The sequence below is a fragment of the Mycobacterium sp. ABE4_509 genome (genome assembly GCF_056160785.1).
This window is the reverse complement of sequence record NZ_JBSWXU010000106.1, coordinates 1-19,826: the sequence shown is the minus strand read 5'-3', so window position 1 is coordinate 19,826 and position 19,826 is coordinate 1. Positions and strand designations below refer to the sequence as shown.

17 protein-coding genes are annotated in these 19,826 nt (G+C 71.0%); 8 read left to right on the top strand and 9 right to left on the bottom strand.

From position 1 onward, the window contains the following. Nucleotides 1–114: 114 nt before the first annotated feature. Nucleotides 115–3,750: a cobaltochelatase subunit CobN gene (cobN, locus tag ACXAID_RS19955; RefSeq protein ID WP_475023944.1), complete on the bottom strand. Its 3,636-nt coding sequence runs from the start codon at nucleotides 3,748–3,750 to the stop codon at nucleotides 115–117. Nucleotides 3,751–4,088: 338 nt separating this feature from the next. Between cobN and cobG the strand changes: the two genes are divergently transcribed. From cobG to ACXAID_RS19930, 5 genes are all read left to right on the top strand, one after another. Then, nucleotides 4,089–5,210 carry a precorrin-3B synthase gene (gene cobG, locus ACXAID_RS19950; RefSeq protein WP_475023942.1) on the top strand — a complete coding sequence of 374 codons (1,122 nt, stop codon included), beginning with the start codon at nucleotides 4,089–4,091 and terminating at the stop codon, nucleotides 5,208–5,210. A 9-nt stretch (nucleotides 5,211–5,219) separates the two neighbouring features. After that, the gene (locus ACXAID_RS19945) at nucleotides 5,220–5,846 is read left to right on the top strand and encodes a precorrin-8X methylmutase (RefSeq protein ID WP_475023941.1); all 627 of its coding nucleotides are present in this window, start codon (nucleotides 5,220–5,222) and stop codon (nucleotides 5,844–5,846) included. Further along, nucleotides 5,843–7,369: a precorrin-2 C(20)-methyltransferase gene (locus ACXAID_RS19940; protein WP_475023940.1), complete on the top strand. Its 1,527-nt coding sequence runs from the start codon at nucleotides 5,843–5,845 to the stop codon at nucleotides 7,367–7,369. The genes ACXAID_RS19945 and ACXAID_RS19940 overlap by 4 nt, the downstream gene beginning before the upstream one ends. Before the next feature lie 80 nt (nucleotides 7,370–7,449). Beyond that, nucleotides 7,450–8,085, top strand: a complete 636-nt coding sequence (locus tag ACXAID_RS19935; RefSeq protein WP_475023939.1) for a TetR/AcrR family transcriptional regulator — start codon at nucleotides 7,450–7,452, stop codon at nucleotides 8,083–8,085. A 34-nt stretch (nucleotides 8,086–8,119) separates the two neighbouring features. Then, nucleotides 8,120–9,184 (top strand): phosphotransferase family protein, encoded by a 1,065-nt coding sequence (locus tag ACXAID_RS19930; RefSeq protein ID WP_475023938.1) that lies wholly within the window; start codon nucleotides 8,120–8,122, stop codon nucleotides 9,182–9,184. Here the strand turns inward: ACXAID_RS19930 and cbiE are convergent. Further along, nucleotides 9,165–10,352: a precorrin-6y C5,15-methyltransferase (decarboxylating) subunit CbiE gene (gene cbiE, locus ACXAID_RS19925; protein WP_475023943.1), complete on the bottom strand. Its 1,188-nt coding sequence runs from the start codon at nucleotides 10,350–10,352 to the stop codon at nucleotides 9,165–9,167. The two genes, ACXAID_RS19930 and cbiE, sit on opposite strands and share 20 nt — an antisense overlap. 60 nt (nucleotides 10,353–10,412) lie before the next feature. Then, nucleotides 10,413–11,180, bottom strand: a complete 768-nt coding sequence (locus ACXAID_RS19920; protein WP_475023937.1) for an SDR family NAD(P)-dependent oxidoreductase — start codon at nucleotides 11,178–11,180, stop codon at nucleotides 10,413–10,415. Between the two features lie 34 nt (nucleotides 11,181–11,214). Between ACXAID_RS19920 and ACXAID_RS19915 the strand changes: the two genes are divergently transcribed. Further along, the gene (locus ACXAID_RS19915) at nucleotides 11,215–11,628 is read left to right on the top strand and encodes a F420-dependent biliverdin reductase (protein WP_475023936.1); all 414 of its coding nucleotides are present in this window, start codon (nucleotides 11,215–11,217) and stop codon (nucleotides 11,626–11,628) included. Nucleotides 11,629–11,635: 7 nt separating this feature from the next. Here ACXAID_RS19915 and ACXAID_RS19910 read toward each other — a convergent pair whose 3' ends face one another. After that, complete coding sequence (locus ACXAID_RS19910; RefSeq protein WP_475023935.1) at nucleotides 11,636–12,775, bottom strand: M24 family metallopeptidase; 1,140 nt, start codon at nucleotides 12,773–12,775, stop codon at nucleotides 11,636–11,638. A 38-nt stretch (nucleotides 12,776–12,813) separates the two neighbouring features. On the opposite strand from ACXAID_RS19910, the gene ACXAID_RS19905 reads away from it, so the two are divergent. Further along, entirely contained in the window at nucleotides 12,814–13,260 is a 447-nt protein-coding gene (locus ACXAID_RS19905) for a nuclear transport factor 2 family protein (protein WP_475023934.1), read from the top strand. Beyond that, complete coding sequence (locus tag ACXAID_RS19900; protein WP_475023933.1) at nucleotides 13,257–14,231, top strand: 5'-3' exonuclease; 975 nt, start codon at nucleotides 13,257–13,259, stop codon at nucleotides 14,229–14,231. The genes ACXAID_RS19905 and ACXAID_RS19900 overlap by 4 nt, the downstream gene beginning before the upstream one ends. Nucleotides 14,232–14,262: 31 nt before the next feature. Here the strand turns inward: ACXAID_RS19900 and ACXAID_RS19895 are convergent, their stop codons facing one another. The 5 genes from ACXAID_RS19895 to ACXAID_RS19875 all read right to left on the bottom strand — a co-directional run. Beyond that, nucleotides 14,263–15,057, bottom strand: coding sequence for a DUF4333 domain-containing protein (locus ACXAID_RS19895; RefSeq protein ID WP_475023932.1), 795 nt, complete (start codon nucleotides 15,055–15,057; stop codon nucleotides 14,263–14,265). Between the two features lie 57 nt (nucleotides 15,058–15,114). Next, the gene (locus ACXAID_RS19890; RefSeq protein WP_475023931.1) at nucleotides 15,115–17,916 is read right to left on the bottom strand and encodes a DEAD/DEAH box helicase; all 2,802 of its coding nucleotides are present in this window, start codon (nucleotides 17,914–17,916) and stop codon (nucleotides 15,115–15,117) included. Continuing rightward, a complete protein-coding gene (gene tatC, locus ACXAID_RS19885; RefSeq protein ID WP_475023930.1) occupies nucleotides 17,900–18,859 on the bottom strand; it encodes a twin-arginine translocase subunit TatC in 960 nt (319 codons plus the stop codon). Before tatC ends, ACXAID_RS19890 begins: the two co-directional genes overlap by 17 nt. 74 nt (nucleotides 18,860–18,933) lie before the next feature. Continuing rightward, nucleotides 18,934–19,206 carry a Sec-independent protein translocase subunit TatA gene (gene tatA / locus ACXAID_RS19880; RefSeq protein WP_475023929.1) on the bottom strand — a complete coding sequence of 91 codons (273 nt, stop codon included), beginning with the start codon at nucleotides 19,204–19,206 and terminating at the stop codon, nucleotides 18,934–18,936. A 30-nt stretch (nucleotides 19,207–19,236) separates the two neighbouring features. Next, nucleotides 19,237–19,826 (bottom strand): helix-turn-helix transcriptional regulator (locus ACXAID_RS19875; protein ID WP_475023928.1); only part of this gene is annotated, 590 nt, incomplete at its 5' end.

Sequence of the window (19,826 nt, the reverse complement as noted above, 5' to 3'; positions counted from 1 at the left end):
TTCGCAGCGCTCGACCACTGCCCGCAACTCGGCCTCCCCCGCCGCGGGATCGATATCGAACACACTTTCGAACATGGCACCGACGCTACCCGGGACCACCGACATTTAGTCGGTTCAGCCCTCGAGGTCGCCTTCGGTTTCGAGCAGCACCTGACGCAGCCCGTCCAGCGTGGCCCGCTCAGGCTTGGCCCACATGCCACGCCCGGCCGCCTCCAGCAGTCGCTCGGCCATGCCGTGCAGCGCCCACGGGTTGGACTCGGACATGAACTTGCGGTTCTCGTCGTCGAGCACGTAGCTCGCAGACAGCTGCTCGTACATCCAGTCCGCCATCACCCCGGCGGTGGCGTCGTAGCCGAACAGGTAGTCCACCGTCGCCGCCATCTCGAAGGCGCCCTTGTAGCCGTGCCGGCGCATCGCCGACATCCACCGCGGGTTGACCACCCGGGCCCGGAACACCCGGGTGGTCTCCTCGGACAGCGTCCGGGTGCGCACCGCCTCCGGCCGGGTGTTGTCGCCGATGTAGGCCGCAGGCGCCTTGCCGGTCAGCGCCCGCACCGTGGCCACCATCCCGCCGTGATACTGGAAGTAGTCGTCGGAGTCGGCGATGTCGTGCTCGCGGGTGTCGGTGTTCTTGGCCGCGACCACGATCCGCCGGTAGGCCCGGTTCATGTCGTCGGTGGCCGGCGCGCCGTCCAGGCCCCGGCCGTAGGCGAAGCCGCCCCACGCGGTGTACACCTCGGCCAGGTCTGCATCGTCACGCCAGTTTCGGCTGTCGATCAGCTGCAACAGACCCGCCCCGTAGGTTCCCGGCTTCGAACCGAAGATCCTTGTGGTGGAACGTCTTTGATCACCATGCTCGGCGAGGTCGGCCTGGGCGTGCGCGCGCACGAAGTTGTTCTCGGCCGGCTCGTCCAGGCCTGCGACCACATTCACGGCGTCGTCGAGCATCGACACCACGTGCGGGAACGCGTCGCGGAAGAACCCGGAGATCCGCACGGTGACGTCGATGCGGGGGCGCCCGAGTTCGTCCAGCGCGATCGGTTCCAGGTCCACCACCCGGCGCGAGGCGTCATCCCAGACCGGCCGAACACCCAGCAGCGCAAGGACTTCAGCGATGTCGTCGCCGGCGGTGCGCATCGCCGAGGTACCCCAGACCGACAGCCCCACCGACTGCGGCCACTGACCGTGTTCGTCGCGATAGCGCTCGAGCAGCGAATCCGCCAGCCCCTGACCGGTCTCCCAGGCCAGCCGGGACGGAACGGCCTTGGGGTCCACCGAGTAGAAGTTGCGGCCGGTCGGCAGGACGTTGACCAGCCCGCGCAGCGGCGAACCGGACGGGCCCGCGGGAATGAACCGCCCGTCCAGCGCGCGCAACACCTGCTCGACCTCCCCGGCGGTCCCGGCCAGGCGCGGCACCACCTCCTGCGCGGCGAAGCGCAGGATCGCCGCCACGTCGGGGTCGTCGGCGATGGTGTCCACGGCGCCGGGGTCCCAGCCGCTGGCTTGCAGCGCGGCGACCAGTTCACGGGCCCGGGCCTCCGCCTCGTCCACCGCCGCGCGGTCGTCCTTGCCGTCCTCGCGCAGCCCCAGCGCCTGCCTCAGACCCGGCACGGTCTGCTCGCCGCCGAACAGCTGGCGCGCCCGCAGAATTGCCAGCACCAGATCGAGTTCGCTATCCCCCGTGGGCTTTTCGCCGAGGATGTGCAGGCCGTCGCGAATCTGGACGTCCTTGATCTCACACAGCCAGCCGTCGACGTGCAACAGCATGTCGTCGAAGGACTCCTCGTCCGGCCGGTCTTCCAGCCCGAGGTCGTGATCCATCTTGGCCGCCCGCATCAGCGTCCAGATCTGCTGCCGGATGGCCGGTAGCTTGCCCGGGTCCAGGGCCGAGATGTTGGCGTGCTCGTCGAGGAGCTGCTCCAGGCGCGCGATGTCGCCGTAGGTCTCGGCGCGGGCCATCGGCGGGATGAGGTGGTCGACCAGGGTGGCGTGCGCGCGACGCTTGGCCTGGGTTCCTTCACCGGGGTCGTTGACCAGGAACGGATAGATCAGCGGCAGGTCGCCCAGGGCGGCATCCGTCCCGCACGACGCCGACATCCCCAGGGTCTTGCCGGGCAGCCACTCCAGATTGCCGTGCTTGCCGAGGTGCACGATCGCGTCGGCGCCGAAGGATCTCGAGGAGTCGTCGCCGAAGTCGGCGGCCAGCCAGCGATAGGCGGCCAGATAGTGGTGGCTGGGCGGCAGGTCGGGATCGTGGTAGATCGCCACCGGGTTCTCGCCGAACCCGCGCGGCGGCTGCACCATCAGCACCAGGTTGCCCGAGCGCATCGCGGCGATGACGATCTCACCGTCGGGATCGGCGCTGCGGTCGACGAACAGGTCACCGGGCGGCGGGCCCCAGTGTTCGACGACGGCGTCGGCGAAGTCGGCCGGCAGGGTGGCGAACCAGGCGCGGTAGTCGCGCGCCGACACCCGGATGGGGTTGCCGGCCAGCTGACCGTCGGTGAGCCACTCGGCGTCCTGACCGCCACGCTCGATGAGGGCGTGCATCAGGGCGTCACCATCGCCGGAGGCGATGATCGTGCCGAGGTCGCCGGACTCCGGGCCCGGAACATCCCCCACCGCGTAGCCGTACTGGCGCATGGCCCGCAACAACGCGATCGCGCTGGCCGGTGTGTCGAGCCCGACCGCGTTGCCGATGCGCGCGTGCTTGGTCGGGTAGGCCGAGAACACGACGGCCACCCGCTTGTCGGCCGGGGGAATCGAACGCAGCCGCGCGTGCCGCACGGCCAGCCCGGCAACCCGGGCGCAGCGCTCCGGATCGGCGACATAGGAGATCAGCCCCTCGTCGTCGATCTCCTTGAACGAGAACGGAACCGTGATCAGGCGCCCGTCGAATTCGGGCACCGCCACCTGGGTGGCGACGTCGAGCGGCGACAGGCCGTCGTCGTTGCCCTCCCACTGCGCCCGCGAGCTGGTCAGGCACAGCCCCTGCAGGATCGGCACGTCCAGCGCGGCGAGGTGCGCCACATTCCACGAATCGTCGGCGCCGCCCGCTGCGACGGCGGCCGGGGTGGCGCCGCCGGCGGCCAGCACGGTGGTGATCATCGCGTCGGCGGACCCCAACAGGTCGATCAGCTCCGCGTCGGCGGTGCGCAGGGACGCGCAGAACACCGGGAGCGGGTTCCCGCCGGCCCGCTCGATCGCATCGCACAGCGCCCCGACGTAGGCGGTGTTGCCGGCCAGGTGCTGCGCCCGGTAGTAGAGCACCGCCACGGTGGGCCCGTCCTGGGGCGAGGCCGGGCGTTCGAGCACGCCCCAGGCCGGTGTGCTGTGCGGCTCGGCGAAACCGAAGCCGGTCATCAGCACCGTGTCGCACAGGAACGCGTGCAGGTTCTTCAGGTTGGCCACACCGCCCTGGGCCAGGTAGACGTGCGCCTGCAATGCCACCCCGGCCGGAACGGTCGAGTGATTCATCAGGTCGGCGTCGGCGGCCTGCTCACCGCTGACCACCACGGCGGGCACCCCGCTGGCGGCCACCACGTCGATGCCGTCCTCCCACGCCCGGTAGCCGCCCAGGATCCGGACTACGGCGACATCGGCGCCGGCGAGCAGCTCCTCGAGCTCACCGTCGATGAGGCGGGCGGGGTTGGCCCAGCGGTAGTGGGCGCCGCTGGCGCGCGCGGCGATCAGGTCCGTGTCGGACGTCGACAGCAGCAGAACGGTCGGGGCTTGCGCGGCGGCGGGCACGGTCACCACCTATTCGTACCGCACGCTGCGCGCCGGGTTCGCGCAGGCACCCGGACCCCCAACCGACGGCGAGGCCGCTCAGCGGCGCGGGTTCCAGCGGCCGTACCACGTCTGCCGGTAGGGACTTCCCATGAGAGCCGCCAGCAGCGCGATGACCGCGGCGAAGACGAGGGCTGAGAACATCGGCGTTCCTTTCCTTCGGCCCGTTGTTCAACACGGGTTCAGCAGAGGAGACGGTACCGCCGGTACCGCCGAAAACCGCCCTACTGTGCCCGACGAGACGACAGCGCCCACCATGTGTCCGGGGTCACATCACCGAAGCCCGGTAGCGTGAACGGATGGCCCGGGCACGAGACGAAGACGCCTGCCCCGGAGCACTGCAGACGCACACCGCTGCCGACGGCCAGCTCGCCCGGATCCGGCTACCCGGCGGGCTCATCAGCGCCGGCCAGCTCGAGGCGCTGGCGCTGACCGCCGCCGAGTTCGGCTCGCCGAGCCTGGAACTGACCTCCCGGGGCAACATCCAGATCCGCGGCCTGCACGATCCGGACTCGGCTGCGCGACGCCTCGACGATGCGGGACTGCTGCCCTCAGCCGACCACGAACGGGTCCGCAACATCGTCGCCTCGCCGCTGTCCGGACGCCGGGGCGGGGTCCGCGACATCCGCGCCGACATCGCCACGCTCGACGCCGCCCTCCAGCGGGACGCCCGCCTGGTCGGGCTTCCCGGACGCTTCCTGTTCAGCATCGACGACGGCCGCGGCGACGTCTCGGGGCTGGCCGCCGACGCCGGCGTCCACGCGATCGACGAAGCCACCGCGGCGGTCCTGCTGTCCGGCTCCGACACCGGGGTGCGCGTCGACACCCGCGACGCCGTCGACGTCCTGCTCGCGCTGGCCCACCGCTTCCTGGACGCCCGCGGCAAGGCCTGGCGGGTCGCCGAACTCGACGACCCGCGGGTCCTGCTCGGTGAGCTGACACCGTCCGGGCCGGCCGGCGCGTCCTGGCCTGCCACCACCCGCCCACCGGTGGGCTGGATCGAGCAGACCGACGGCCGGGTGACGCTGGCAGCCGCGGTGCCGCTCGGCGTCCTCGACGCCGAGGTGGCGCGCTACCTGGCTGCCGTGGGGGCGCCGCTGGCGGTCACGCCGTGGCGGTCGGTGCTGCTGTTCGACCTCGACGAGCAGACCGCAGACGTCGCCCTTCGGGTGCTGGCTCCGCTCGGCCTGGTGTTCGACGAAACCTCGCCGTGGCTGTCGCTGTCGGCGTGCACGGGCTCCCCCGGCTGCGCCAGCTCGCTGGCCGATGTGCGCGCCGACGCCGCAGCGGCACTCACCGACGCCGGCCCCGCCGTGCATCGCCACTTCGTTGGCTGTGAGCGTGCCTGCGGCAGCCCCGCCGACGGTCAGGTGCTGGTCGCGACCGGAGACGGCTACCGGCCGCGAGAAGCCCACCCGTAGGGTGATCAGGTGCTCGACTACATCCGCGACGCCGCCGAGATCTACCGGCAGTCGTTCGCGACGATCCGGGCCGAGGCTGACCTGGCCCGCTTCCCCGACGACGTCGCCCGCGTGGTGGTCCGGCTGATCCACACCTGCGGGCAGGTCGACGTCGCCGACCAGGTGGCCTTCACCCCCGACGTCGTCGCCCGCACCCACGCCGCGCTGGCCGCCGGTGCCCCCGTCCTGTGCGACTCGTCGATGGTCGCCGCCGGTATCACCCGCTCGCGGCTGCCCGCCGACAACGAAGTGGTGTCCCTGGTCGCCGACGAGCGCGCCCCGGAGCTGGCCGCCCGGCTGGGCAGCACCCGCTCGGCAGCAGGTGTCGACCTGTGGGCCGACCGGATGGCCGGCGCCGTCCTGGCCATCGGCAACGCGCCCACCGCGCTGTTCCGGCTGCTCGAGCTGGTCGACGAGGGAGTTGCCGCACCGGCGGCGGTGCTCGGCGGCCCGGTCGGTTTCGTCGGCTCCGCACAGTCCAAGCAGGAGCTGATCGACAACCCACGGGGGATCTCCTATCTGATGGTGACGGGGCGGCGCGGCGGAAGTGCGATGGCCGCAGCGGCAGTCAACGCGATCGCGAACGAGGCCGAATGACCGCAGAGCAAGGGACGCAGCGGGGAACGCTGTGGGGCGTCGGACTCGGCCCTGGCGACCCGGAGTTGGTGACGGTGAAAGCCGCCCGGGTCATCGGGGCCGCCGACGTGGTCGCCTACCACAGCGCTCGCCACGGACGCAGCATCGCGCGGTCGATCGCCCAGCCGTACCTGCGCGGCGGGCAGATCGAAGAGCATCTGGTGTACCCGGTGACCACCGAGACCTCCGAGCATCCCGGCGGATACGCCGGGGCGATGGAGGACTTCTACGCCGAAGCCGCCGAACGCATCGCCGCGCACCTCGACGCGGGCCGCGACGTCGCACTGCTCGCCGAGGGCGATCCGCTGTTCTACAGCTCCTACATGCACATGCACACCCGCCTGACCGAGCGTTTCGACGCGGTGATCGTGCCGGGCGTGACCTCGGTCAGCGCGGCCTCGGCCGCGGTGTCCACCCCGCTGGTCCAGGGCGACCAGGTGTTGACCATCCTGCCGGGCACGCTGCCCCCCGAGGAGCTGCGCCGACGACTCTGCGACACCGACGCCGCGGTGATCCTCAAGCTCGGACGCTCCTATCCTGCTGTGCGCAAAGCCCTTTCCGAGTCCGGGCGACTCGATGCGGCGCACTATGTGGAACGGGCCAGCACCGGCCGGGAGCGGGTGCTGGCCGCCGCCGACGTCGACGACACCTCGGTGCCCTATTTCGCGCTGGCCATGATCGCCGGCGCCCGCCACGAGGCCGCGCCGGCGGCGGGCAGCGTGACGGCGGGCAGTGCGGCAGCGGGCAGCGTGACGGTGGTCGGCCTGGGTCCCGGCGATCTGGACTGGACGACGCCGCAGACCCGCCGGGAAGTGGCCGCGGCCACCGACCTGATCGGCTACGGCCCCTACCTGGACCGCATCGGGGCGCGAGACGGTCAGCGCAGACACCCCAGCGACAACACCGACGAGCCGGCCCGGGCCCGGCTGGCCTGCTCGCTGGCCGAACAGGGCCACTCCGTCGCGGTGGTCTCCTCGGGGGATCCGGGAGTGTTCGCGATGGCCACCGCGGTAGTCGAAGAGGCCAAGCAGTGGCCCGGAGTCCAGGTTCGGGTGATCCCGGCGATGACGGCCGCCCAGGCGGTGGCCAGCCGGGTGGGCGCCCCGCTGGGCCACGACTACGCGGTGATCTCGCTGTCGGATCGCCTCAAACCGTGGGACGTCATCGCCGCCCGGCTGACCGCCGCAGCGCGGGCCGACATGGTGCTGGCCATCTACAACCCCGCCTCCAAGACGCGGACCTGGCAAGTGGGCGCAATGCGGGACCTGCTCCTGGAACACCGCGATCCGGGAACGCCGGTCGTCATCGGACGTGACGTGTCCGGCGCAGGCGAGTCGGTGCGCGTCGTCGCACTGGCCGACCTCGACCCCGCCGACGTCGACATGCGGTGCCTGCTGATCGTCGGCTCTTCGCAGACCCAGTGGTACGCCGGCGACGGCGGTACGGACCGGGTGTTCACACCCCGCCGCTACCCGCACAATTGACAGTCGTCGCCCATCGTTGACAGTCGTCAGAACGGCGGGATAATGTCGCGCGTCACAGGCCCTCGAACGGAAGGCGCTGCGTGCAGCGAGGACTACCGGTCCGGTCGCCGACCGATCGGCGCCAACCGCAGAAGAGCGACCTTCGCCGCGGCGCGATCCTGGAATCACTCGATCACCACCTGCGCGAGACGGGTTTCGACGGCATCAACATCGCCGATGTCGCCCGCCGCGCCGGGGTGACCCGCTCGGCGTTCTACTTCTACTTCGAGAACAAGGCCGCCGCGGTGGCCGCCCTGCTGGAGCCGATGTACGACGACGGCTTCATCGCCAGCGACATCCTGACCGCCAGCACCGCACCGCCGCGCCAGCGCATCCGGGCGATGCTCGAAGCGCTGGTCGACACCGCCGAACAGCACCGCTACCTGTTGCAGGCGATGCTCGACGCCAGGGCCACCAGCAAGGCCATCCGCCAGATGTGGGACGACGCGCGCGATTCGTTCGTCCCGTCCCTGGCGGCGATGATCGCCACCGAACGCGACGCCGGTCGCGCTCCCGACGGCCCCCCGACCGAGGTGCTGGCCGCCGTGCTGCTCGAGTTCAACGACCGGCTGCTGGAGCGCTGCACGGTCGGCGGCGGGCTCACCCGCGCCCAGCTTCTCGACGGCGCGGAAACGATCTGGGTACGCACCATCTACGGGCATGTCGGCGAACGCTGACCGGCGAGAGCGAATGACACCGAAAGGCGAGAATGTGACGATCCCACGCAAACCCGAGGACATCACCGCGCAGTGGTTGGCCTCGGTACTGGACACCGAGGTGTCCGCGGTCGACGTGACCGCCATCGGCACCGGGCAGACGGGCGCCACCTACCGCATCGTCGCCACCTACCCCGACGGCCCCCGCGACGCGCCGTCGACGTTCGCGGTGAAGCTGCCCGCCCTCGACGACGCCGTCCGCGAACGGGTCGCCCTCGGCTATGTGTCCGAGGTGGACTTCTACTCCAGCATCACCGAAAACGTCGCCATTCCGGTACCCGGCTGCTACTACAGCGAAATATCCTCCGACGGGGCTGATTTCGTGCTGTTGATGGCCGACATGGCGCCCGCCGTCCAGGGCGATCAGATCGCCGGCTGCGCGCAGGTGGAGGCCGAGCTGGCCGTGGAGGCCCTCGCCGGGCTGCACGGCCCCAGCTGGGGTGACCGCCGCTGGTTCGACCTGCCGTCGATCGTCATGCCCAAACCCGGCGACGCAGAGGCCGCCAAGGGGCTCGGCGACATCTGCGTGATGGCCGCCGACATCACCCTGGACAAGCTGGGCGAGCGGGTCAGCGACGAGGACCGCGAAACCCTGACCACCTCGATGGGCATGGTCGGGCAGTGGCTGATGGCGGTCCCGGAACGCTTCGCACTCATGCACGGCGACTACCGCCTCGACAACATGCTCTTCGATCCGGAGCGCACCCGGATCACCGTCGTCGACTGGCAGACCATCGGATTGGGGCTACCCACCCGGGACCTGGCCTACTTCACCGCCACCAGCCTGCTGCCCGACGATCGCGCCGGCCTCGAACGGCCACTGGTCGAGCGGTACCACCGCGCGCTCGTCGGCTACGGGGTGCCCGACTACGGCCTCGAAACCTGTTGGCAGGACTATCGCCTCGGCGTCCTGCAGGCACCGCTGCTGACCACGCTGGGGTATGCGTTCGCATCGTCGACCGAACGCGGCGACGAGATGATCCTGACGATGCTGCACCGGGGCTGCCGGGCGATCCGCGAACTCGAAGCCGTCGAACTGGTCAGGTCGTATCAGGCTTGACCGCCGCCCACTGGGTGATGGGCATGGCCGGCCGCCAGCCGGTGAACGACCCGACCGGTTCACCCCGGTAGTGCTGGAACCTGCGCAGCTCACCACCGAGCTGCGAATACTGCTGCACCAGAACCGCTTCGGACTCGGCGGTAACCGCGTTGGCGACCAGCCGCCCGCCGGGCGCCAGGTGCTCCCAACACGCCTGGATCAGCCCCGGTCGGCTGACACCGCCACCGAGGAAGACGACGTCGGGCGTCGGGGCGCAGGTGAAGGCATCCGGGGCGGCCGCGGCGACGTCGACGGGCACCCCGAAAGCCGCCGCGTTCTCGGCGATCCGGTACCGGCGTGCATCGTCGCGCTCGAAGGCCACGGCTCGGCAGCCGGGCCCGCTCAGGCACCACTCGACGGCCACGCTGCCCGAACCCGCTCCGACATCCCAGAGCAACTCTGCGGGCCGCGGCGCCAGGGCCGCCAGGGTGGCTGCCCGGATCATCTGCTTGGTGATCTGGCCGTCGTGGGCGAATGCATCGTCGGGTAGCGCACCGAACCGGCGCTCGTCGGGGAGATAGCGCACCGCCATCACGTTCAGCGCGTCGACGTCGCCGGGCGGACGGGCCGCCCACTCGCGCGCAGTGGACGAGCGCCGCAGCTCCTTTGCCCCGCCCAGCTGTTCGAGCACGGTCAATTCCGAGTCACCCCGGCCGGTGTCGGTGAGCAGGCGCGCCAGTTCCGCCGGCGTGGACGCGTCCCGGGACAGTACGACCGCCTGTCCGCCGCGGCGCACCGCCGTGTGGGTGTCGGCGGTGACCAGGCTGATGATCTCGGTGTCCTGGACCGACCAGCCCACCCGCGAGCAGGCCAGCGTCACCGACGACACATGCGGCAGCACGGCCACCCGATCCGGTCCGTGCAGCCGGATCAACGAGCTGCCCACCCCGTGCAGCAGCGGATCGCCGCTGGCCACCACATGCACGTCGGAGTCGGTGTGATCGGCCAGCGCGCGCAGCGCGGGCAGCATCGGGGACGGCCACGACCGCCGTTGCGCGGTCACGGTGTCGTCGAGCAGGTCGAGTTGTCGCGGCGAGCCGAACACCACGGTGGCGCGCCGCAATTCGGCCCGCGCCTCAGGCGCCAGCCCCGCCATGCCGTCGGCACCGATCCCCACCACGACGATCATCGCCATCCTCTGCTCTTCATCAGTGGCTCCTCGCCCGAGGGCTCGTCGCGGCGCGAGCGCTCATCGCGGCAACCTCCGCCACACGAACCTCGGCATCATCCGGAACGCGAACGCCAGCACCGCCAGCGACGAGGGCACCCAGACCACATCGCGCCCCCGGCGCACCGCACGCACGGTCGCGTCGGCCACCTGCGCCGGGGTGCTCGACAGCGGGGCCGCCTGCATGCCCTCGGTCATCCGGCCCACGACGAAACCGGGGCGCACCAGCAGCAGCCGCACACCGGAGCCCCGCAGCGCATCGGCCAGCCCGCTGCAGAACCCGTCCAGGCCCGCCTTGGCCGAGCCGTACACGTAGTTGGCGCGGCGGACCCGCACCCCGGCGATCGACGAGAACGCGATCAGCCGGCCGGAGCCCGCCGAACGCATGACGGCGGCCAGCACCGTGAGCAGACTGACCTGCGCCACGTAGTCGGTGTGGGCGATGGCCGCGGCGTGCGCGGCGTCCTTCTCGGCGCGGGCCTGATCGCCAAGGATGCCGAAGGCCAGCACCGCGGTGCCGATCGGCCCGTGCTCGGCGACGATCTGATCGACCACCCCGGGCTGGGCCGCCACGTCGTCGGCGTCGAAACCCACCGTGTGCACAGCCGCCGCACCCGCCTGTTCCAGCAGGCCGCGCTCGGCGGCCAGGTCATCGGGGCGGCGCGCGGCCAGCACCACCGTGGCGCCGGGCGCCAGCCGCCGGGCGACCTCGAGGCCGATCTCGCTGCGGCCACCGAAGACCACAACAACTTCGCCGCTACAACCGTGCCCGTCCGCCGTGTCCTTCATGGCAGCGATTATCGCCTGCGCTAGCGTGGACCCGATGGCGAAGGCAACGACACGGCTCACCAACGACGCGCTGGCGTTTCTCACCGAGCGTCACCTGGCGATGCTGACCACCCTGCGGTCGGACCAGTCGCCGCACGTGGTGGCGGTGGGGTTCACCTTCGACCCGAAGACCCACATCGCCCGCGTCATCACCAGCGGCGGCTCCCAGAAAGCGGTCAACGCCGAACAGCGCGGCGTGGCGGTGCTCAGTCAGGTCGACGGCGCCCGCTGGTTGTCGCTGGAGGGCTCGGCCACCGTGCACACCGAATCCGACGCCGTCCGCGACGCCGAACTGCGCTACGCGCAGCGCTACCGCACCCCGCGGCCCAACCCCAAGCGGGTGGTGATCGAGGTCCGGGTGGAGCGGGTCCTGGGGTCGTCGAGCCTGCTCGACCGCGGCACCGACTGAGCGCCACTCAGGACGCCGGCACCACCACCAGGTCGTGCGGCCGGTTGTTCACCGACATCGCCCCGTCGGCGGTGACGATGACGATGTCCTCGATCCGGGCGCCCCACTGCCCCGGGAAGTAGATCCCCGGTTCCACCGAGAACGCCATCCCCTCCTGCAGCGCCAGATCGTTGCCCGCGACGATGTAGGGCTCCTCGTGCACGGAGAGCCCGATGCCGTGGCCGGTGCGGTGTACGAAGGCATCGCCCATCCCCTCCGCGGCGAGGACGTCGCGTGCCGCGGCGTCGACCTGTTCGGCGGTCACCCCCGGGCGCACCGCGTCGACGGCGGCACGCTGCGCCCGCTGCAGCACCGCGTAGCGGCGTGCGACCTCGGCGTCGGGTTCGCCGATGCTGTAGGTGCGGGTCGAGTCGGAGTTGTAGCCGGGTTCGTAGGGGCCGCCGATGTCGACCACGACGATGTCACCGGCGACCAGCTCCCGGTCCGAACATTCGTGGTGCGGGTCCGCGCCGTGCGGACCGGACCCGACGATGATGAACGCGACCTCCGAATGACCCTCGGCGACAATCGCTTCGGCGATGTCGGCGGCGACGTCGGCTTCGGTTCGCCCCGGCAGCAGGAACTCCGGGACCCGGGCGTGCACCCGGTCGATCGCCTCACCGGCCTTGCGCAGCGCGTCGATCTCGGCGGGGTCCTTCAGCATCCGCAGCCGACGCAGCACATCGGTGGCCAGCACCGGAACCGCGCCGAGCGTGGCGGCCAGCGGCAGCATGTGCAGCGCCGGCATCGCATCGGTCACCGCCACCTGCAGTGGCGGCGTTCCCAGCGCGGTCGCCACCAGCGCGTAGGGGTCGTCGCCGTCCACCCAGTCGCGCACCGCCAACCCGAGCTCGACCACCGCCGACTCCTTCAGCGCGGCCAGCTCCAGCCGGGGCACGACCAGCGACGGCTCCCCGGAGGCGGGGACGACCAGCGCGGTGAGCCGTTCGAAGGTCTGCGCCCGCGACCCGACCAGATAGCGCAGGTCGTAGCCGGGGGTGATGACCAGCCCGGCCAAGCCGGCGTCGGCGGTGGCCTGCGCGGCGGCCCGCAGCCGCTCCCGATAGACACCGGCGTCGAACCTGGACACACCTCGAGTCGAACTCATCTCGCAAGCCTAACGGCGGCCCTGCTTACCATCACGGGGTGCAACACTGGGAGCTCGAGGCACGAGAACTGATCCGCGACACCCTGGCCCGCTACACCTGGAGCGGCGACAGCGGGCGCATCGACGAGCTGGCGGCGGCCTTCTGCACCGACGGAGTGCTAGAGATCCGCGGGCAACAGCCGCTGCACGGGCGCGCCGCGATCGTCGGCGCCCTGCGCGCGGTGGCCGACCAGCCCTCCCCGGCCGAAGGCACCCGGCGCATCGTGCGGCACAACCTGGCCAACATCCGATTCGGCGACGTGAGCCCGCGCCGGGCCCTGGTGTCGTCGTACTTCACCGTGTTCACCGAGATAGGGCTCGACCACCACGGCCGCTACCGCGACGAATTCGTCCCCTACGCCGGCGAGTGGCTGATCGCCCACCGGTTCGTCTCGACCGACTGGAGCGCGCCGAACTCGACCATGGCTCCGCGCCCGGCAGGATGACAGGCATGACACCGACCGACCGCCCCCTGCTGCTGCTCGACGGCGCCAGCATGTGGTTTCGCTCCTTCTTCGGCGTGCCGTCCTCGATCACCGCGCCCGACGGCAGACCGGTCAACGCGCTGCGCGGCTTCCTCGATGCGGTCGCGACGCTGGTCAGCCGCGAGCGCCCGCACCGGCTGGTGGTCTGCCGCGACGACGACTGGCGCCCGCAGTGGCGCGTCGATCTGGTCCCGTCGTACAAGACGCATCGCGTCGCGGAGGAGAACCCTGACGGCGAAACCGATGTCGAGGAAGTCCCCGACGAGTTGACCCCGCAGGTCGACATGATCTTCGCGATCCTCGACGCGTTCGGGATCGCCACCGCCGGAGCGCCCGACTGCGAAGCCGACGACGTGCTCGGCACGCTGGCCGAACGGGAGTGCTCGGACCCGGTGGTGGTGGTCAGCGGGGACCGCGACCTGCTGCAGGTGGTCCGCGACGAGCCGGTACCGGTGCGAGTGCTCTACCTGGGCCGGGGCCTGGCCAAGGCGACGACCTACGGGCCCGAGCAGGTCGCCGAGAACTACGGTGTGCCGGTCGATCGGGCCGGGCCCGCCTACGCCGAGCTGGCGCTGCTGCGCGGCGACCCCTCCGACGGACTGCCGGGCGTGCCCGGCATCGGCGAGAAGACCGCGGCCACCCTGTTGGCGCAGCACGGATCGCTGGCGGCGATCATGGCCGCCGCCCACGATCCGGCCTCCACGCTGTCCAAGTCCCACCGGAGCAAGCTGCTGGGCGCCGCCGACTACATCGACAGCGCGGGTCCGGTGGTACGGGTCGCCACCGACGCCGAGGTCACGTTGTCCACCGATTCCGACGTGCTGCCGCTGGCGGCGCGACGGCCGGCAGAAGTCGCCGAACTCGCCGAACGCTTCGGCGTGTCGTCCTCGGTCGGACGACTGCAGAGTGCGCTGGACTCGCTTCCCGGCTGAGCCGGGCAGCGGGGCCGACTACCGGAGCCGACTACCGGGGCCGGCCTACCTCGTAGGTGCCCTCGTCGTCCTGGAAAGTGACCGTCACCTGTCGCTTGGTGCCGTCGATACTGACCTCACAGGTGAAGCTGTCGCCGCGGCGCACCGTCGGGCTGACGCCGTCGTTGCAGGTCACGTCGTTGACGTTCTGGGCTCCGTAGCCGTTGGTCTCGTCGGTCAGGATCTGCTGCACGCCGGCCTGCGCGGAGTCGACGTCCAACTTGGTGGTGACGAAGAAACCGGGCTTCCAGAAGCCGAGGACCAGCACCACCGCGACGACGATCGCGACGAAAACGCCGACCACACCGCCGATGACCGCCAGCGAACGCTTCGAACCGTCTTCCGAGCCGGGCGCCGGGTAGCCCCCGGGATACTGGCCGTACTGGCCGGGCTGCTGCCCGAACTGGCCCGGCTGCCCGTACTGGCCGGGCTGCTGCCCGTATCCGGGCGGCTGGCCGTAGGGCTGACCGTAGCCCGGCTGGCCGTACTGCCCCGGCGGCGGATAGCCGGCGGGGCTGTACTCGGGCTGCTGCTGACCGTACTGCTCGGCGCCGGGGTATTGCTGCGGCGGATAGGCCGGCGGCTGCTGCTGGTAGGGCGAATACTGCTGCGGCGTGTAGGCCGGCGGCTGCCAGGACTGCTGATCAGCACCAGGCACCTGCTCCGACCCGCTCGGCGGCTGCCAGCCCTGGTTGCTCGGTGCCTCACTGGTGGGCTGATCCGCGCCCTGCTCGGGCTGCTGCCCCGGCCACGGCTGCGTCGGGTCAGGTCCCTGCGGTCCGCTCATGTCTCTCCTCGGTCGTCCCGGCGGTGTGCTGTCGGTACGGCTTGCCGGCCTCACACACTACCCGGCATCAACAGCAACGACGCCGCGCCTGACGTCGTCGATCGCGCGTTTCGCGGTGGCCCGCAGCGCCGGCGACGGGGCCGCGTTGCGGACCTGGTCGGCGAGGTCGAGCACCTGGCGACACCATCTCACGAAATCACCGGCGGGCATCGACGCCCCCACCCCCGCCGTGTCGGATGCGGCGAGCGCCGAGGCGAGGTCACCGGTGCTGGCCCAGCGGTGCACGGCCGCGACGAAACCGTCGTCGGGTTCACGGCTCTGGGGCAGCCGGTGCCGCTGCTCGTCGGTGCGCAGTTCACTCCACAGCCGTCTGGTCTGGTTGAGGGCCCGGCGCAGCCGGCCGGTGGGAATGTCCGAACCGTCGGGCGCCGGGTGCGCGTCCCGGCGGGACTCGTAAAGCACCGCGGACAGCGCAGCCGCCAGCTCGGCGGCGTCCAGTCCCTCCCAGATCCCGGCACGCAGGCACTCGGCGACCAGCAGGTCGCTCTCGCTGTAGATCCGGGCCAGCAGTCGGCCGTCGTCGGTCACCACCGGGGCGTCGGGCTGCTCGGCGCCACCGTGCGGCTCGTCGCCGCTTTCGACGATGTAACCACGCTCGGTGAGCAGGACCACGATCCGGTCGAAGGTGTTGGCCAGCGAGTTCGTCGCCGCCGCGATCTTGGCGCGCAACTGTTCGTTGTCGCGTTCGATGCGCAGATAGCGCTCCGCGTCGCGGGCCTTGTCCTCGCGGTCGGGCATCGCGTGGACGCGGTGGGCCCGCATCCGCGACCGCAGCGCGGCCAGTTCGGGATCGATGTCGGGTTCGGCCGCGGGGCCGCTGCGGCGTCCCCGCGCGGACGGCACGTCCAGGCCCGATGCGGCCGACCGCAGCGCCGAAGCCAGATCGCGGCGGGCCCTGGGATTGCGGTGCTCGACCCGTTTGGGCAGCGTCATCGCCCCCAGCCGGCCGTTGCCGGCGTAGTCCGCCGACGAGATCCGGCCCGCCCAGCGGTGCTCGGTGAGCACCAGCGGACGTGGGTCGTCACCTACGCGGGCGGGTTCGAGCACCACCGCCAGCCCGGTTCGCCGCCCGTGGGTGATCGAGATGATGTCCCCGCGCCGCAGCGCGGTCAGCGCATCGTTGGCGGCCTGGCGGCGCTGCAGCCGCGACGCCCGTGACTGGGCTCGCTCGCGCGCGGAGATCTGGGCCCGCAACCGCGCATAGTCCAGGATCGGGGAGTCGGCGCCGCCCAGCTCGGAGCCCAACTCGGCGAGCATCCGTTCACCCCGCTGCACCGCACGCACCACCGAGACCACCGACCGGTCGGCCTGGTACTGCGCAAAGGACCGCTCCAACAGCACGTGGGCCTGCTCGGGTCCCATCTGGTTCACCAGGTTGATCGTCATGTTGTAGGTCGGCGCAAACGAGCTGTGCAACGGGAATGTCCGGGTGGAGGCGAGCCCGGCGACCTCGGCCGGATCGGCGGTGCTGTCGTTGGGGTTCCACAGCACGACGGCGTGGCCCTCGACGTCGATTCCGCGACGGCCGGCGCGCCCGGTGAGCTGTGTGTACTCCCCCGGGGTCAGCGGCAGGTGCTGCTCGCCGTTGAATTTCACCAGCCGTTCGAGCACCACGGTGCGGGCCGGCATGTTGATCCCCAGCGCCAGGGTCTCGGTGGCGAACACCGCCTTGACCAGGCCTGCGGTGAACAGCTCTTCGACCGTGTGCCGGAATGTCGGCAGCATCCCGGCGTGGTGGGCGGCCAGGCCGCGCAACAGACCCTCGCGCCACTGGTGGAAGTCGAGCACGACCAGGTCGGCGTCGTTGAGGTCGGCGGTGCGCCGGTCGACGATCTCGGCGATGCGGGCCCGCTCGGCGTCGCTGGTCAACCGCAGCGAGGAACGCAGACATTGTTTGACCGCGGCGTCGCACCCGACGCGGGAGAAGATGAACGTGATCGCGGGCAGCAGGCCGGCCTGGTCGAGCACCCCGATCACGTCGGGGCGCCCCGGTGTCCGGTACAGCCCGGGCCGTCCGCCGCGCCCCCTGCCCCGGGGTTGCCAGTCGGCCAGCCGGTCGGCCTCGCGACGGTGGGCGATGTGGCGCAGCAATTCGGGATCGACCAGCAGGTCCCCTCCGCTGCGGCCCGAGCCGGGCCCGCCGGCCCGGTTGTCGAACAGGTCCAGCAGCCGCCGCCCGACCATCACGTGCTGCCACAACGGCACCGGACGGTGCTCGTCGACGACGACCGTGGTGTCGCCGCGCACGGTCTGGATCCAGCCGCCGAACTCCTCGGCGTTGCTCACCGTCGCCGACAGGCTCACCAGCCGCACGTCCTCGGGCAGGTGCAGGATCACCTCCTCCCACACCGCCCCGCGCATCCGGTCGGCCAGGAAGTGCACCTCGTCCATCACAACATGGGAAAGGCCTTGCAGGGCAGGCGAATCGGCGTAGAGCATGTTGCGCAGCACTTCGGTGGTCATCACCACGATGTCAGCGTCGCCGTTGATGGCCTGGTCGCCGGTGAGCAGGCCGATCCGCTGCGCGCCGTAGCGGCGGACCAGGTCGTTGTGCTTCTGGTTGCTCAGCGCCTTGATCGGGGTGGTGTAGAAACACTTGCGGCCCGCGGCCAGCGCCAGATGCACCGCGAACTCACCGACGACCGTCTTGCCCGCACCGGTGGGTGCGCACACCAGCACGCCGTGGCCGTTGGCCAGCGCCTCGCAGGCGCGGCGCTGGAAGGGGTCCAGCGCGAACGGCAACTGCGAGGTGAAATCGGTGATGTCACCGAGCACCGGGGGGTCAGGTGGCTTGATCATCGAAGTCATCGACCCCGAGTCGCGACGCCCCGGGCACCGCCGACGGCTTCTCGATCGTCTCGGCCGTACCGATCGGCGCGGCCTCGTCGTCGGGGACCGACTCCATGGCCGCGCGGCGGGCCTTGCGTCTGTCGCTGAACCGGGCCGCCTGGATCGCCACCTCCAGCAGCAGCGTCAGCGCCAGGGCCAGGGCCAGCATCGAGAACGGGTCCGAGCCGGGGGTGAAGAAGGCGGCGAAGACGAACAGGCCCATGATCAGGCCGCGGCGCCAGGCCTTCAACCGCTCGTAGGTGAGCACGCCGACCAGGTTGAGCATGATGATCAGCAGCGGGAACTCGAAACTGAAACCGAACACCAGCAGCAGATTGATCAGGAATCCGAAGTACTGGTCACCGGACAGAGCGGTCACCTGGACGTCGCTGCCGATGGTCAGCAGGAAGCCGAGCGCGGTGGCCAGCACCGCGTAGGCCAGCACCGCGCCGGCGATGAACAGCCCCGCACCGATCGTGACGAACGCGACCGCGAAGCGCCGCTCCTTGGCGTACAACCCCGGGGTGATGAACGCCCACAGCTGGTACAGCCACACCGGGCAGGCCATCACGATTCCGGCGGTCAGACCGACCTTCAACCGGAGCATGAACTGGTCGAACGGCGAGGTGGCCAACAGCCGGCAGGAGCCGTCGTCGGTGATGGACGCGCGGGACGAGGCCGGCAGCTCGCAGTACGGGCCGCGCAGCCAGTCACCGAGGCTCGGCAGACCGAAGACCCCGTGGGTGTACCAGAGGAAACCCAGAATCGTCGTCACGAGGACGGCCAGCACCGAGATCAGCAATCGGCCGCGGAGTTCGGTGAGATGCTCGACCAACGACATCGTGCCGTCGGGGTTGACCCGCGAACGGCGCCGGCGCGGGTCGAATTTCTTGAAGAGTCCAGGTATCTGCACGGCTGCCTAGCGCTGCGGGGGAAGGCGCAAACTCACCCCGCGGACACCGAGACCGCGGGGTGAGGGTCGACCCGTCAAGCCGAGCGATTGTCTGACGACGGCTCGGCCGGCTGCGTGGCGGCACTGCCCGAGACATCGCCGGGGTCGGCGACCCGCTCAGACGTGATCTGCGTCGGCTGGTCCGACTTGCCCGAATTGGAGTCGGACTGCATCTCCTTGATCTCGGACTTGAAGATGCGCATCGACTTACCCAGCGAACGTGCCGCGTCCGGGAGCTTCTTGGCACCGAACAGCAACACGAACACGGCGATGACGATGACCCAGTGCCAGGGTTGCAAACCACCCAATTTGGTTACCTCCAGACGTCTGAGCCGAGTCTACTCGTTCGACGGTTCCCCGCCGACCCGATAGGCGTCGAGAGCTGCAGCGGCCGCCTCACGCACCCGCTCGGCCAGCTGCGGCGGGTCGAGCACCCGCACCGCCGACCCGAACCCCAGGACGAACCGCGCCATCCAGTGGTCCGAGGCGTAGGTCATGGCGGCCTCACAGGAGCCGTCGGGGTACTCGCGCAGCACCCGGAGCGGGTAGTAGTCGAACATCCACGACGCCGACCGGGCGACCCGCAGCGTCGCGGTCGGCAGCGACGGGTCGGCGGTGTCCGGGTCGAACAGCGAGGTGTCGGGGCCGGCCTGGACCGCCGGCGGGGGCGGCGCGGTCGGCTCGTCGAGCACCCGGGCGTCGACGATCCGGTCGAAACGGAACAGCCGCACCCCTTCGGCCGAGCGGCACCAGGCTTCGAGGTAGCTGTGGTCGCCGACGAGTACGACGCGGATCGGATCGACCTCCCGGCTCGACAGTGTGTCGTGGGAGGCGGAGTAGTACTCGATGGCCAGCGCCCGGTCGGTGCGCACCGCGGTGCGCACCGCGGCGGCGGCGTCGCTCTCCACCGGGGCGGGCTCCTCGACGG

Excerpts from the sequence above, each read along its gene's own strand:
- cobG (WP_475023942.1), top strand. The coding sequence starts at position 4,089 with ATGGCCCGGGCACGAGACGAAGACGCCTGCCCCGGAGCACTGCAGACG.
- ACXAID_RS19940 (WP_475023940.1), top strand. The coding sequence starts at position 5,843 with ATGACCGCAGAGCAAGGGACGCAGCGGGGAACGCTGTGGGGCGTCGGA.
- cbiE (WP_475023943.1), bottom strand. The coding sequence starts at position 10,352 with ATGATCGTCGTGGTGGGGATCGGTGCCGACGGCATGGCGGGGCTGGCG.
- ACXAID_RS19920 (WP_475023937.1), bottom strand. The coding sequence starts at position 11,180 with ATGAAGGACACGGCGGACGGGCACGGTTGTAGCGGCGAAGTTGTTGTG.
- ACXAID_RS19915 (WP_475023936.1), top strand. The coding sequence starts at position 11,215 with ATGGCGAAGGCAACGACACGGCTCACCAACGACGCGCTGGCGTTTCTC.
- ACXAID_RS19910 (WP_475023935.1), bottom strand. The coding sequence starts at position 12,775 with ATGAGTTCGACTCGAGGTGTGTCCAGGTTCGACGCCGGTGTCTATCGG.
- ACXAID_RS19900 (WP_475023933.1), top strand. The coding sequence starts at position 13,257 with ATGACAGGCATGACACCGACCGACCGCCCCCTGCTGCTGCTCGACGGC.
- ACXAID_RS19895 (WP_475023932.1), bottom strand. The coding sequence starts at position 15,057 with ATGAGCGGACCGCAGGGACCTGACCCGACGCAGCCGTGGCCGGGGCAG.
- ACXAID_RS19890 (WP_475023931.1), bottom strand. The coding sequence starts at position 17,916 with ATGATCAAGCCACCTGACCCCCCGGTGCTCGGTGACATCACCGATTTC.